General features: G+C 54.3%; 13 protein-coding genes and 1 tRNA gene. 7 read left to right on the plus strand and 7 right to left on the minus strand.

All coding sequences use genetic code 11. The features are described 5' to 3' along the window. The 5 genes from V6D20_23980 to V6D20_24000 form a co-directional block, all read right to left on the minus strand. Positions 1-461: FAD-dependent oxidoreductase (locus tag V6D20_23980; protein ID HEY9818840.1), on the minus strand; the 461-nt coding region annotated here is incomplete at its 3' end. A gap of 103 nt (positions 462-564) precedes the next feature. Next, positions 565-1,977, minus strand: a complete 1,413-nt coding sequence (locus tag V6D20_23985) for an MFS transporter (GenBank protein HEY9818841.1) — start codon at positions 1,975-1,977, stop codon at positions 565-567. 3 nt (positions 1,978-1,980) lie between these two features. Continuing rightward, positions 1,981-2,271, minus strand: coding sequence for a DUF2470 domain-containing protein (locus tag V6D20_23990; protein ID HEY9818842.1), 291 nt, complete (start codon positions 2,269-2,271; stop codon positions 1,981-1,983). Positions 2,272-2,774: 503 nt separating this feature from the next. After that, the gene (locus tag V6D20_23995; protein HEY9818843.1) at positions 2,775-3,650 is read right to left on the minus strand and encodes a hypothetical protein; all 876 of its coding nucleotides are present in this window, start codon (positions 3,648-3,650) and stop codon (positions 2,775-2,777) included. A gap of 658 nt (positions 3,651-4,308) precedes the next feature. Continuing rightward, positions 4,309-4,390: transfer RNA gene (locus V6D20_24000), tRNA-Leu, on the minus strand. A gap of 193 nt (positions 4,391-4,583) precedes the next feature. Here V6D20_24000 and V6D20_24005 point away from each other — a divergent pair. The 5 genes from V6D20_24005 to V6D20_24025 all read left to right on the plus strand — a co-directional run bounded on the left by V6D20_24005 (position 4,584) and on the right by V6D20_24025 (position 9,347). Beyond that, positions 4,584-6,137, plus strand: coding sequence for an adenylate/guanylate cyclase domain-containing protein (locus V6D20_24005; GenBank protein HEY9818844.1), 1,554 nt, complete (start codon positions 4,584-4,586; stop codon positions 6,135-6,137). 48 nt (positions 6,138-6,185) lie between these two features. Then, on the plus strand, positions 6,186-6,557 hold the full coding sequence (locus tag V6D20_24010; GenBank protein HEY9818845.1) for a methylated-DNA--[protein]-cysteine S-methyltransferase: 372 nt from the start codon (positions 6,186-6,188) through the stop codon (positions 6,555-6,557). Positions 6,558-6,676: 119 nt separating this feature from the next. Then, positions 6,677-7,699 (plus strand): tryptophan--tRNA ligase, encoded by a 1,023-nt coding sequence (trpS, locus tag V6D20_24015; GenBank protein ID HEY9818846.1) that lies wholly within the window; start codon positions 6,677-6,679, stop codon positions 7,697-7,699. After that, positions 7,696-8,112: a DUF2358 domain-containing protein gene (locus tag V6D20_24020; GenBank protein ID HEY9818847.1), complete on the plus strand. Its 417-nt coding sequence runs from the start codon at positions 7,696-7,698 to the stop codon at positions 8,110-8,112. The genes trpS and V6D20_24020 overlap by 4 nt, the downstream gene beginning before the upstream one ends. A gap of 59 nt (positions 8,113-8,171) precedes the next feature. Next, positions 8,172-9,347 (plus strand): TRC40/GET3/ArsA family transport-energizing ATPase, encoded by a 1,176-nt coding sequence (locus V6D20_24025; GenBank protein ID HEY9818848.1) that lies wholly within the window; start codon positions 8,172-8,174, stop codon positions 9,345-9,347. On the opposite strand, the gene V6D20_24030 is transcribed toward V6D20_24025, so the two are convergent. Both V6D20_24030 and V6D20_24035 read right to left on the minus strand, forming a co-directional pair. After that, positions 9,320-10,666 carry a leucine-rich repeat-containing protein kinase family protein gene (locus tag V6D20_24030; protein HEY9818849.1) on the minus strand — a complete coding sequence of 449 codons (1,347 nt, stop codon included), beginning with the start codon at positions 10,664-10,666 and terminating at the stop codon, positions 9,320-9,322. The two genes, V6D20_24025 and V6D20_24030, sit on opposite strands and share 28 nt — an antisense overlap. A gap of 165 nt (positions 10,667-10,831) precedes the next feature. After that, positions 10,832-11,197 (minus strand): helix-turn-helix domain-containing protein, encoded by a 366-nt coding sequence (locus V6D20_24035; GenBank protein ID HEY9818850.1) that lies wholly within the window; start codon positions 11,195-11,197, stop codon positions 10,832-10,834. Positions 11,198-11,462: 265 nt separating this feature from the next. On the opposite strand from V6D20_24035, the gene acsF reads away from it, so the two are divergent. Next, positions 11,463-12,539: a magnesium-protoporphyrin IX monomethyl ester (oxidative) cyclase gene (gene acsF, locus V6D20_24040; GenBank protein HEY9818851.1), complete on the plus strand. Its 1,077-nt coding sequence runs from the start codon at positions 11,463-11,465 to the stop codon at positions 12,537-12,539. A 23-nt stretch (positions 12,540-12,562) separates the two neighbouring features. Continuing rightward, positions 12,563-12,975: biliverdin-producing heme oxygenase (locus tag V6D20_24045; GenBank protein ID HEY9818852.1), on the plus strand; the 413-nt coding region annotated here is incomplete at its 3' end.

Below are 12,975 nucleotides of genomic sequence, written 5' to 3' on the forward strand. Positions count from 1 at the left end.
TCTACTCCCTTAAAAATAGGCGTGGCTCCATCGCAAATCGCACAGGCCGAAATGCCGCGACTCCAAAAGTCATGTTCACTAGGCAGCCCCAACCGCTTAGCCGTGGCTCCCGTAGCGATCACCACGCTGTGGGCTAAAACCTCTCGCTCGTCAGAACGAATCACAAAGGGGCGCTGGCTGAAGTCTACGGCGGTGACATCTTCTGTGACCAGCTCCGTTCCCCAGCGCACCGCCTGAGCTTTCATGTTCTCCATGAGTTGCGGCCCTGTGATGCCGTCGGGAAAGCCGGGAAAGTTTTCCACTTCGGTGGTGGTCATCAACTGTCCACCCGGCACCCCGCCCACCTGATATCCCTCAAACATCAACGGTTTGAGATTGGCCCTTGCCGCATAAATTGCGGCGGTATAGCCCGCTGGCCCAGAACCGATAATCACTAAGTTTTCAACTGCTGGGTTTGCCATATCTAGGTGAACTCGTAACGACTACGCCTAATATAGCATGGGACTGGGATACAGCGATCGCCTCCCAGGAGAGTCCGGGAAGCGACTCTGGCGATCATGCTCGCTACTCTTCCTTAGTTTTGCGGCGTTCTGCAAGCTGCAGCAGCAGGGCGGCGTGCACCTCGCGGGTGATGGGGTAGAAATAGGTCAGCACAATACCACCTAGCAGGCAAAGCGCTGGCAGGGGAGCGATCGCCATGCGGATGGCCCACTGGGCCGTCTCCGATTGTTCTGGCGCACCACCGATATAGCCCGACCACTCCAGCGCCTGCCCCACCACCCAGAGCCCAGCCGCCAGACCAATCTTTTGCAGCAGCACCATAAAGGCGTAGAAAATACCCTCCCGCCGCTGTCCAGTATTCAGCTCATCCAGTTCAATCACATCAGGCAGCAGCGACCAGGGAATCAGGTAGGCGGTTGACACCCCAAAGCCTGCCATAATCGCCAGTCCATACATCAAGCCCATCTGCCCCGGCTGTAGAAAAAAGAGGCCGACTTGCGCGATCAACCAAAGACTCATGCCGATGAAATAGACCGCCTGTTTGCCAATCCGTTCGCTGACGGCACTCCAGACAAAGAGCATAATCAGCGCCGTCCCTTGCACCGCCAGGATCACCACGTTGGATACCTGATCCGACATGAATAGGCAGCTCACCACAAAAAACTTGAGGATGGATGCCGTCACCTGCACCGCTAGCCAGGAACAGAGATAGATACCAATAACAAACAGAAAAGGTCGATTGCTGAAGGCAATTTTGACCTGATCAAAAAATGGCGTGGTGGGCATCGCGGTGGTGGCATTGCTGAGCGATCGCAACCCCCGCTCCTTGGTGCCAAAAAAGCACCAGAAAATGGGCAGCACCGCAATTACCGCGCAGACACCGCCGATAATTAGATAGCGATATTGCAGGTCATCGGGCGTGACGGCGCTAATGGCAATCACCAGCAGCACAGACAGAATGCTACCGCCAATGGAAAAGGCAAAGCGAAAGCTATTGAGATTCGTCCGTTCGTTGTAGTCTTGGGTGAGTTCAGGCGTGAGGGCCGTGTAGGGCAGGTTCACGGTGGTGTAGGCCAGGTGAAACAGGATACCGATGGTCACGTAGTAGGCAAACAGCAGCCATTGATTGGTGGCCGGATCGGTACTGAACTGGGGCACAATCCACAGGAGAAAAAAGAACACTCCAAAGGGAATCGCTCCCGCCAGCATCCAGGGATAGCGTCGTCCCAAGCGCGATTGGGTGCGATCGCTCATCACGCCGATAATCGGGTCATTGATGGCATCTGAAATTTTGCCAATCGTCAACACCCAGGCCGCCAACCCCGGCGGCAACCCCGCCACCTCGGTAAAGAAAAACAGCAAAAAGAAGATGAGAACATTAGCCGTGATCGCGGTTCCCAAATCACCGGCCCCGTAGGCCAGCTTGGTGCGAAAGGGCAAGCGATCAGCTAGAGGCGGACTGGGATGCTGCACCATAATCTATCCGCCCTGACGCGGCGATCGCGCCTGTTTAACCATGGCAATCAACGTTTGGTGGGCATCTTCTGAGTCCTGCAGCGTGTGGTCAAACGTGACCCGCACCGGCACCGTATCCTCGGCCACCTGGGCGCTTAGATCCATCCCCGTGGGATCAATGCGCAGGAGTTCTGCTGCCGTCGCATCCGCCACGCCGCCAAAGACCTGGGCGTAGAGTTTCACCGCCTCGCTATGGTCTTCGTTCATGTGTTTACAGATGCGATCGCTCACCTCTGTGGTCAACAAATCTGCCATGATGGTTCGTCTCCTTTCCCCGTGATCATCCATGATTAACGATTCATTCAGGCATCCAACCTTCATCTAGGCGTCAGACATTAGCCCGAATGAACCATGGGGCGATCGCCCCCCAATGTCCTGAACTCAACTTTCTGATTGGCTGACCAATCTTTCCCTCTCATGCCCCAGCCCCTTTTTCCACAAAGGTTTCAGGTGTTTTCAAAGCCCCTCTACCTTCCTGGGAGAAGGGTTTGGGGTGAGGGTCTTCGAGCGTTTTCTATCAACCCTCTCAACTCTAGACCAGTTGTTGGTTTTGCAGCAAAAATGCCACCATGCGAAAGAGACTGAGGGCAATAAAGGACAGCAAAACCACACTGAGAGCAATATTTAAGGCATTTTTTAACGTATTCATCGTAAAACCTAGAGCATGGGATTTATCCCTCACTCTAGCAGGCTTCTCAGCGTTATCCCTACAGGGTCTCTATTGTCCCAACCGGTGTAGACAGCAGGGGGGCGATCGCCTAACGATTGCCAGCCTCAGCCAACGCCGTTTGACTATTCTCTTGATAGAGCCGCACCCGACTTTGGGCCGTTTCATAGCGTGGATCGTCCACATCCACTTGGTTCATCAAGTCAGCCGCCCGCTGCCAGCGGGCCGCTAGCTCTAGCCATTCTGCCGCAGACTGAGCTTCACCGCCAGCCTCGGCCGCTTGCTGAGCTAGGTCAACCGCTTGGGCAAAGGGATCGAAGGCTGGAGGCTCAGGGGGCATGGTTGGTTCAGGCTCACTCGCTCCTGTTTCAACCGGCTCAACCTCCGGCTCAACCTCCTCCGGCTCCCCCGTCAACACCGTCTGCACCTGATTGGCCCAGCCTAGCCCTAACCATTTCGACACCGCCCAACCCAGCACCACCACCAGCAGGCTGAGACTAACGCCCCCAACAATACCTCGCCAAAATCCTTGATCGGATTTCTTGGCTGCCTTAGGCAAGGTTGACCGCGTCGAGGAGCGATCGTGCTTCATGTCCTGCAGCCATCGCTGAATAGGATTGGGCGATCGCAGCCGAATCTCCTGAGACCACAGCAGCTTATCCGGCTCCCGGCGAATTTCATCGAGCCACAGCAACTGCTGCTCTTGCACCAAACGGCTGTGCATACTCACCCGGCGAATACTGCGAGGAGACATTGCCTCCAACATGCTCTTCACCCGTTCAACCAGCACTGTCTGGTCAAGCTGATCGATCGTGGCAGCTTCACACAAGAGCTGTAGCTTATTATCTTCAAACACAGCTCGAACTCTGACGCCAGAGTCCGCCAATTTTTCATTCAAAATTTGGATAATCGCGGCTACGCTGCCCTGTCGAGCTTGGTAGGCGATGTTGTCTATTGGATCTACCATCGTTCGCCCTACATTCAATGGGGAGATGAGCCCTGAATTCAGGTTTGGGTGAAAACCCTCCATAGTCTGACAGGAGACGGCCGCGATCGCAGCAGTAACCTCTCTAAAACCCGTGTGCCTATTCTTGCATCCGTAGTGGAACACCTGTGATGCTTAGAAGCAGATGAGCGCTACTCGCTTAAAAAGCTTAGCCTAGCGCGGCACATTTCTAGACATGCTTCCTATTCAGGGGTGGACACCCTCAGGTGGAAAAGACCGTCCCAGCCTGTGTCATCCCTAGTGTATGCGAGGCTTGAAGTGATAGCACGCCATGATTCTCAGGCAAAACACTCGCCAGAATCTAGCTACAGTTCCCTTCAAGACCTCTACGAGTTCAAGGACTACGCTGGCTGAGGGAAGCCGTTTGTCCTGAGGACAGGCTACGCCAACGTGAAACATCTCCCAAAGAGAGAAAGCCAAAACCCATCCCAGTTCCCCTCAAGACCTACGCTGGCTGAGGGAAGCCAAAGCCCCACCGCTCCCTAGCCCCTTTGGAGCAGCTACGCCAATGGCTTCGCTCAGGGAACACTAGTTTAGGGAACATTAAGTTTAGACGTGACAGACTATCACCCCAAAGGCTATGACTATCCACTAGGGTTATGACTCTTGTTTCAATTAATGCGGATGGCGAGAATCGAACTCGCAAGGCATTCGCCACACGCCCCTCAAGCGTGCGTGTCTACCAATTCCACCACATCCGCCTATGTTTCTAGCCTACTCTTAACCAGTTAGAATTGACTAGCGGTCAACATAATAACATAGCTACCCCGTCAGTGGTCAGCAAAAATGATCCTGAACCTTCATGGCTGGCCCAGAAATTAGGATCTAGGGAGACTTTGGGGCATCTTCACTACCATCTAGGCATTCTGCTCGACTTCTTGGATTTAACGCTCGATGATCTCAGACTCAGCGCTCTCACTGACCCAGATCGAATTTCGCTTGCGGGCGCTCTTGCCTGCAGATTTATACGCATCGGTGTGGATTGATCCATCCCCCAGCAACTTAATGCGGGTATTTGAGCATCTGCGTACCCTGCAGCACATTTTGCATGACTACACCCCCCGCCAAGTATCTGAACTGCTGCCCCAGCCGGGCATCATCCGCCATAGCTGGCACCAGGGAACCCTCTTGTTTACCGACTTGGCAGGCTTCACCACCCTCATGGAAGCCAATGTAGCCCAGGGGCGGCAGGGTGCCGTGACCCTCCTGCAGGTACTCAATCAATATTTTTCTGAGATGCTGGAACTGGTCAGCAAGTCCGGGGGCGAGGTCTTAGAATTTACCGGCGATGCCATGCTGGTGCAGTTTTTAAGCGATCGCCACCAAGTCGACACCGAGCAGGCCGTGCGGGCGGGTCTGCGCATGCAGCGGGCGATGGATCACTTTAAGCATATTCAGACCGACCAAGGATGTTTTTCCTTAGGCATGCGGGTGGGCATCCACACCGGTCAATTCCTTACCGCTGATATTGGCACGCCGATGCGGGTCGCCCATGTGCTGCTGGGCAATACGGTGCAGCAGGCTAAGCAGGCCGAGAGTGCTGGTCAGGTAGGGCGTGTATGTTTGACCAAGGAAGCGATCGCCCGCCTAGAGGATGCGTTTCACATTGATTCTCCCCATCACCATGGCTATAGCCTCGTGCGCGACGACCTCAGCCAAACCGAGCTAGGCGACTATGAAATTTCTCTGAATCGGCGACGATTATCGAGTTCGGTCTTGTTCGATCGCAGCCCGGAAGGCATCCTCGCGGAAATTCGAGACACGCTGGATCGGGTCGATCGCCTTTCTAGCTATATCCCCACGCCCATCCTCCATCTGCTCGTCGAAAGCGCCGCCCAGCGCCGAATTGCGCCCAGATTTGCCGACGCTGTGGTGATGTTCGTCAACCTAGGCGGCTTGCCAGAAGCTGTGGATACCGCCTCTCCAGAGGAGGTAGCCGCCATCAGCACAGCCTTTTCTACCGTATTTTCTATGATTGATGCAGCGGTGCGATCGCGGGGCGGCATTCTCCAGAAAGTCACCTATCACCTGGTGGGGTCTGATATTCTCATCTACTTTGGGGTGCTCAACTCCCGCACCCAAGACATGATTCACGCCGCCGACACGGCCCTGACGATTCGCGACCAAATTATTCCCAGCCTCACTAGACCCATGGTGCAGGGACAGCCCGTTGATCTTGATCTGCACATTGGTATCGCCCACGGCCCCGTCTTTGCGGCTGAAATTGGCGAACCTCGGGGCCGTCGAGAATTCAACATCCTCGGCGATGCGGTCAACACGGCTTCTCGGCTCACCAGCCAGGCCCAATCCGGTCAAATCCTCATCGGGCGGCACATCTACCATGCCCTTAAAGACAGCTATCATTGCAAATCCTTAGGGGATGTCACCCTGAAGGGCAAATCACAGCCTACTCCTCTGTTTAGTCTGCTCCAGCAGCACGATAGCTAAACGTTACGATGGTGAGAACGATAGTGAGACTGCCCTTCACCGCCCACCATGAACGCCTACGATCGCATCTACGCCATTGTTCGCCAAATTCCACCCGGACAGGTGGCCACCTACGGACAAGTTGCCGAACTCGCCAACTATCCCCGCCAGGCAAGGCTGGTGGGCTATGCGCTCTACCGAGTGGCGATCGCCTCTGATATTCCCTGGCATCGAGTGATCAACGCCAAGGGCGCGGTGTCGGAATCGCCCTTTCGCCAAGGTAGTGACCAACGGCAGCGATCGCTCTTGGAGCAGGAAGGCGTTGAATTTAGCAAGGCGGGAATCATCAATCTCCGCCGCTACCGCTGGCAGCCTGAGTCTGGAGATTTGCAGCCTGTAGATTTGAATTGCGACGAGCAGGGGGAACAGTCTGCGTCATAATAATTAAGAAATGCAACGCCCCTGGGTTTCGTTCGTCTTCACCGATTCGCGTCTCCACGCTAGAGGATAGGCGATTCCAAGCTAAGGGCGTTGAGCAGGCGATCGATAACACAGGCACCATGGGTAAACAGCGCGTACTATCAGGCATTCAGCCCACCGGCAATCCCCACTTGGGGAACTACCTGGGCGCAATTCGTAACTGGGTTGAACAGCAGCATAGCTTCGAGAACTTTTTCTGCGTGGTGGATCTGCACGCGATTACTGCCCCCCACGACCCCAAAACCCTAGCTCAAGACACCCGCACCATTGCTGCCCTCTACCTCGCCTGTGGCATTGATCTAGAAACCTCCAGCATTTTCGTCCAATCCCACGTGCCGGCCCATAGTGAACTGGCTTGGCTGCTGAGCTGCATCACCCCCCTCACTTGGCTGGATGACATGGTGCAGTTTAAGGAAAAGGCCATTCGGCAAGGCGAGAATGTGGGGGCAGGTTTGCTCATGTATCCCGTCCTGATGGCAGCGGATATTTTGCTCTACGATGCCGACAAGGTGCCCGTGGGCGAAGACCAAAAGCAGCATTTAGAACTCACCCGCGACATCGCCGCCCGCATGAACTACCAATTTGGCAGCGAAGAAGCGCCGGTGCTGAAAATTCCCGAGCCGCTGATCCGCAAGGAAGGCGCAAGGGTGATGAGCCTCACCGACGGCACCCGCAAAATGTCGAAGTCGGATCCCTCTGACCTCAGTCGCATTAACCTGCTGGACTCCCCCGAAGAGATCCAGAAAAAGGTGAAAAAGTGCAAAACCGATCCGGTGCGCGGTCTAGAGTTTGACAACCCTGATCGCCCCGAGTGCCACAACCTGCTAACGCTCTATATGCTGCTCTCCGGGCAAACCAAGGAAGCCGTGGCCGCCGAATGTCGCGACATGGGCTGGGGGCAGTTCAAACCCCTGTTGACCGAGACAGCGATCGCTGCCCTAAAACCCATCCAAGATCGCTATGCTGAGATCATGGACGACCCCAGCTACCTCGACTCCGTTTTAGCCCAAGGGCGAGACCAGGCCATCGCCATCGCCAACGTCACCCTCAACCGCGTGCGCGATGCTATGGGCTACGCTCCATCTCCTCCGTTGGGATCATGACCTCACCGCCATCCACCGATATCTTAGACCTGTTGCGAGACGACTACCGTCGCTTTCCCCACGACCAGACCTACTCGATCTACGCCGACGATGTGCGGTTCAAAGACCCGATGAACGAATTTCGCGGGTGCGATCGCTATCGGCAGATGATTGGCTTCATCCAAACCTGGTTTCGGGAACCCCAGCTCGATCTGCATCAGATCAACCAAGAGGGCGATCGCATTCGTACCGACTGGACGCTGAGCTGGACAACCCCGCTACCCTGGCAACCCCGCATTCACATCAACGGTTGGAGCGAGCTCCATCTAAATGCCGAAGGCAAAATTTCTGCCCACATCGACTACTGGCACTGCTCGCGGCTGGATGTCTTGGCCCAGCACCTGCCTTGGGCGATCGCTCAAAAAAAACGATAGAGTAGGAATACGTCAACAAATGTAAACGTTTCTCATCCTCAGGAAAGGTTCGGAACTCCATGCGCGTAATTTTGATGACCGGTAAAGGCGGCGTTGGCAAAACCTCGGTTGCGGCTGCCACCGGCCTCCGCTGTGCAGAACTCGGGTACAAAACCCTAGTCTTGAGCACCGATCCCGCCCATTCCCTAGCCGACAGCTTTGACCTAGAGCTATCCCACGATCCCACCCTGGTGCGTCCCAATCTCTGGGGAGCGGAACTGGATGCGCTGATGGAGCTAGAGGGTAACTGGGGAGCCGTGAAGCGCTATATTACCCAAGTCCTGCAGGCACGAGGGCTAGAAGGGGTTGAAGCCGAGGAGTTGGCTATCTTACCCGGCATGGATGAAATTTTTAGCCTCGTGCGCATGAAGCGCCACTATGACGAAGGCGAGTTTGATGTGTTGATTATCGACTCAGCCCCCACCGGCACCGCCCTACGGCTCCTGAGCCTACCGGAAGTCGCTGGTTGGTATATGCGCCGCTTTTACAAACCGCTCCAGGCCGTCTCCGTGGCCCTACGTCCCTTGGTGGAGCCGTTCTTTCGCCCCATCGCTGGCTTCTCCTTACCTAACCAAGAAGTCATGGACGCGCCCTACGAGTTTTATGAACAAATTGAAGCCCTGGAAAAGGTGTTGACCGACAATACCAAAACCTCGGTGCGCTTGGTGACCAATCCCGAAAAAATGGTGATCAAGGAATCTCTGCGCGCCCATGCCTACCTAAGTCTCTATAACGTCGCCACCGATATGGTGGTAGCCAACCGGATCATTCCCGATGAAGTCACCGATCCCTTTTTCAAACGGTGGAAAGAGAATCAAGAGCAGTATCGCCGCGAGATTCACGACAACTTCCATCCCCTGCCGGTCAAGGAAGTACCGCTCTATTCCGAAGAAATGTGTGGTCTAGAAGCCCTCGATCGCCTCAAAGAAACGATCTACGGCTCCGAGGATCCCACCCAGGTCTATTACAAAGAAACTACGCTTCGGGTGGTACAAGAGGAGAATCAATACAGCCTCGAAGTGTATTTACCCGGTATCCCCAAAGATAAGGTAGACCTGAGCAAAACCGGCGATGAGCTAAATATTCGCATCGGCAACCATCGCCGTAATCTTGTACTACCTCAGGCCCTAGCTGCCCTGAAGCCCTCTGGAGCCAAGATGGAAGACGATTATCTCAAGATTCGGTTTAGCTCTTGAGACGTGGTCAGATGAGCGAGGGTTTGTTCGATATCCTCAAAGGACGGACGGTAGGCAGGCTTGGGGTTGACGCAAGCCTGCTGTAGGCGATGCAGATCGTCAATACACTCTTCGTAGGCAGATAACGCATCAAGGGTGCATCGGGTTAACAAATCCTCCAGCAAACAGCCAAAGGCTCGCACCTCTAGATGTTCGAGAGCATCACCAAAAACTCCATCTGCTGGATCATAAAAGGAGGCCGCGCCAAAATCGCTCAGCAAACTCTCTCCCTGCTCATTAACCAAGGTATTGTGGGGATAGAGATCGCCATGGAGAATGCCCCTAGCATGGAGCCGCGCCGCCGCCGAAGCAACTCCCTGCACCGTCGCCAGAATCGCTGGTAGGGAAAATGTTTGCTCCGCAGGATAGGTATCACGGGTGCAGGTGTCTAGATTAGGCGGACCCGCCAGCACGCCGTAGCCGGGGGGAATCAGGTCAAAAACTAAGCCATTTTTTTGATGGGGATGGTTCACCAACCGCCCCAGCAGCTTCACCAAGTGAGGATGATTGCCCGCCGCGATGCAGGCCTGCATTTCATCCACCGGATAGCCATCGCTGGTGATCTCACCCTTAAAAACTTTCACCGCCACCCTCTGGGGTGGATCGCAATGCCAGGTCGCTTGGGAGATGACGCCCGATGCCCCCTGCCCCAGCACCTTGCCCACGGTTAGATCAGCCCAGTCAATCGCGGGGAGCGATCGCTCTTCCCTTGACCCAGACGCACAGAAGGGATTGCCCGCATAGGCTAGCCAGGACAGTTTCGGCAAATGCAGCAGCCAGTCGGGCAGGGCATCGAGTTGATTGGCCGCCAAGCGGATCAGCTCTAGGTTGTGACAATGGGCCAGTTCTGGAGGGAGCGATCGCAGTTGGTTGCCCGCCAGCATTAGTTTCTGTAGGTGCTGACATTGACCGATCTCTGCAGGCACCTGGGTGATGTAATTATCGGTGAGAATCAACCAGCGTAGCCGAGGGGATAGTACCGCCGCTGGCAAGGTATGAATTTGGTTGGATTTGAAGCCCAAGATCGTTAGAGACGGACAGCGGGCGACTACTTCCGGCACCGTCTCAAAATTGTTCTTAAAGCAAAATAATGCTTTGAGACGGGTAAACTGACTGAGCTCATCGGGGAGCGATCGCAGTTGGTTGTTCGATAGATCAAGAACTTCTAAGGTATCTTTCAGTTGCAGTAGCTCTGGGGGAAATTCCGTCAAGCTGGCAGATATATTAATCCGCGTTGCCCCAGCTAGTTGACCCGATCGCAGTGCAGTTAATGTATCCATAGGCTACCTTTCCTCAAGGGTCATGCAAGAGCAGACTTGATATCGAGTTTCACGTTTTTCACGTTCCCCTAAGTGAGGGCATCGTCGAGGCGTTGCAGCACCCCCGAGATCGACAGATCTAGTCTGTCCTCATCAGGAAACATCGTATCGTCCCCCATCATAGCCCTAGAGCCACGGCGGTGTATTCAGCACACATAAACAGGGATCCTGGGACAGCCACTGTGCGCCCACCTGATGCAGCGCCGCCATCACTGGCTGCAGTTGTTGTCCCTTCGGCGTCAGCGAATATTCCACCCGAGGCGGCACCTCAGCATAGATGCGTCGCTCCACCAGCCCATGGGCCTCCAACTCCCGCAGACGCTGGGTCAACGTCTTCGTGCTGACACCAGGCAAGGCGGCCAGAAGCTCGTGGGTACGGCGATCGCCCCCAAACAACTCTCGCAGCACCAGGATCGACCACTTGTTGCCCAGCAAATCCACTACAAACTGGATAGGACATTGAGCATCGATGCAGGGGTTATCGTTCGCCATACCATCCAACTGCTTCAGTCATAGAACATTAGCACGACAAGCTTGGTGACCCAATTTTGGAATTCTAGAAGCTTTGCCCTGGCTTTTTTTAACAACTCATACAAAACTATATATTTCTTAAAACAGACCTCAGACTCAGGCAGGACACCAATGCTTTACTCGTGGTTACTAAGGGGTAGCTGCGGTAACTGCCTTGTGAGCGATCGCCACTTCAGGGAAAGATGTTGCTCAACACCGATAAGAACAATCACCGTTCAAGCAAGTTATGGTCAGTTCTACTCCCTCTCCTGAAGCAGCAATCGCCCGTCCAGGCATCAAAGCCCCAGTTCAAGAAACTCTCCTAACACCGCGATTTTATACCACCAATTTTGACGCCGTTGCTCAGATGGACTTGTCTGGGCATGAGGACAAGATGGAGTCGGTTTTGGCGGAGCTGCGGGCCGACTACAACCGTTATCACTTTGTGCGCAACGAGGACTTCAACCAGTGCTGGGATAGCATTGATGGCGAAACTCGTCGGGCCTTTATCGATTTTCTCGAACGCTCTTGCACCTCAGAGTTTTCGGGTTTCTTGCTGTTCAAAGAACTCTCTCGCAAGCTCAAGGGACGCAGCCCAGTCTTATCGGAAGCCTTTGAGCTTCTAGCGAGAGATGAAGCACGCCACGCTGGCTTTTTGAATAAGGCCATGGCCGACTTCGGGCTATCCCTCGATCTTGGTTATCTCACCAAAAACCGCACCTACACGTTCTTCCCGCCAGAATGGGTCATCTACACCGTTTATTTGTCCGAAAAAATTGGCTACTGGCGCTATATTCTGGTATTCCGCCATCTTGAACAACATCCTGAGCATCGTATCTATCCGCTATTCAAATATTTTGAGAGCTGGTGTCAAGATGAAAATCGTCACGGTGATTTCTTCAAAGTTTTGCTGCGATCGCAGCCTAAGCTCTGGAAAACCTGGACAGGACGCCTCTGGGCTCGCTTCTTCCTGCTCACCGTCTTTGTCACCCATACCCTCACGGTATTAGAACGCGCATCGTTCTATGAATCCATTGGTCTCGATGCCGATCAATACAACAAAGACGTGATTCGCAACACCAATGAAACGGCTCGGCGCGCTTTTCCTAGCATTCTAGACACCGATCATCCCCAGTTTTTCCCCCGACTGCAGGTCTGCGCGATCGCCAATCAACACCTCGCAGAGATTGCCAGCGCTAAGCGTCCTGGCATCCTCAAATTCGTCCAAAAACTGCCCTGGATCAGCGTCATCCTTTGGCACATGATCTTTCTTTACCTGCTGCCATCGGTCAACACAGAACCATCGAGAGCAACGGTTCATTAATATTCAAGTAGTTGGAGTACATCATGACTCAGTTATCTGCTCGCCTCCGGGAAGGCACTCAGCAGTCCCATACCGCTGCTGAAAATACGGCTTTTATGAAATGCTTTTTGAAAGGCATTGTCGAACGGGAACCCTTACGCAAGCTATTTGCCGATCTCTATTTCGTCTATAGCACCCTAGAAACCGCCTTTCAGCACTACATCGACCATCCCATCGTCGGGGCTATGTATTTTCCCGACCTGAACCGCGCCGACCAGCTTGCGAAGGATCTCGCCTATTACTACGGTGACACCTGGCGCGACCAAATTACGGCGACGCCAGCAGGTGTAGTCTATTGCGATCGCATCAAAACTATCGCTGAAACTGATCCAGTGCTGCTCATTGCCCATTCCTATACCCGCTACATGGGCGATCTATCGGGCGGACAAAGTCTGAA

Source organism: Candidatus Obscuribacterales bacterium (genome assembly GCA_036703605.1).
In the GTDB taxonomy this organism is placed as follows: Bacteria; Cyanobacteriota; Cyanobacteriia; order RECH01; family RECH01; genus RECH01.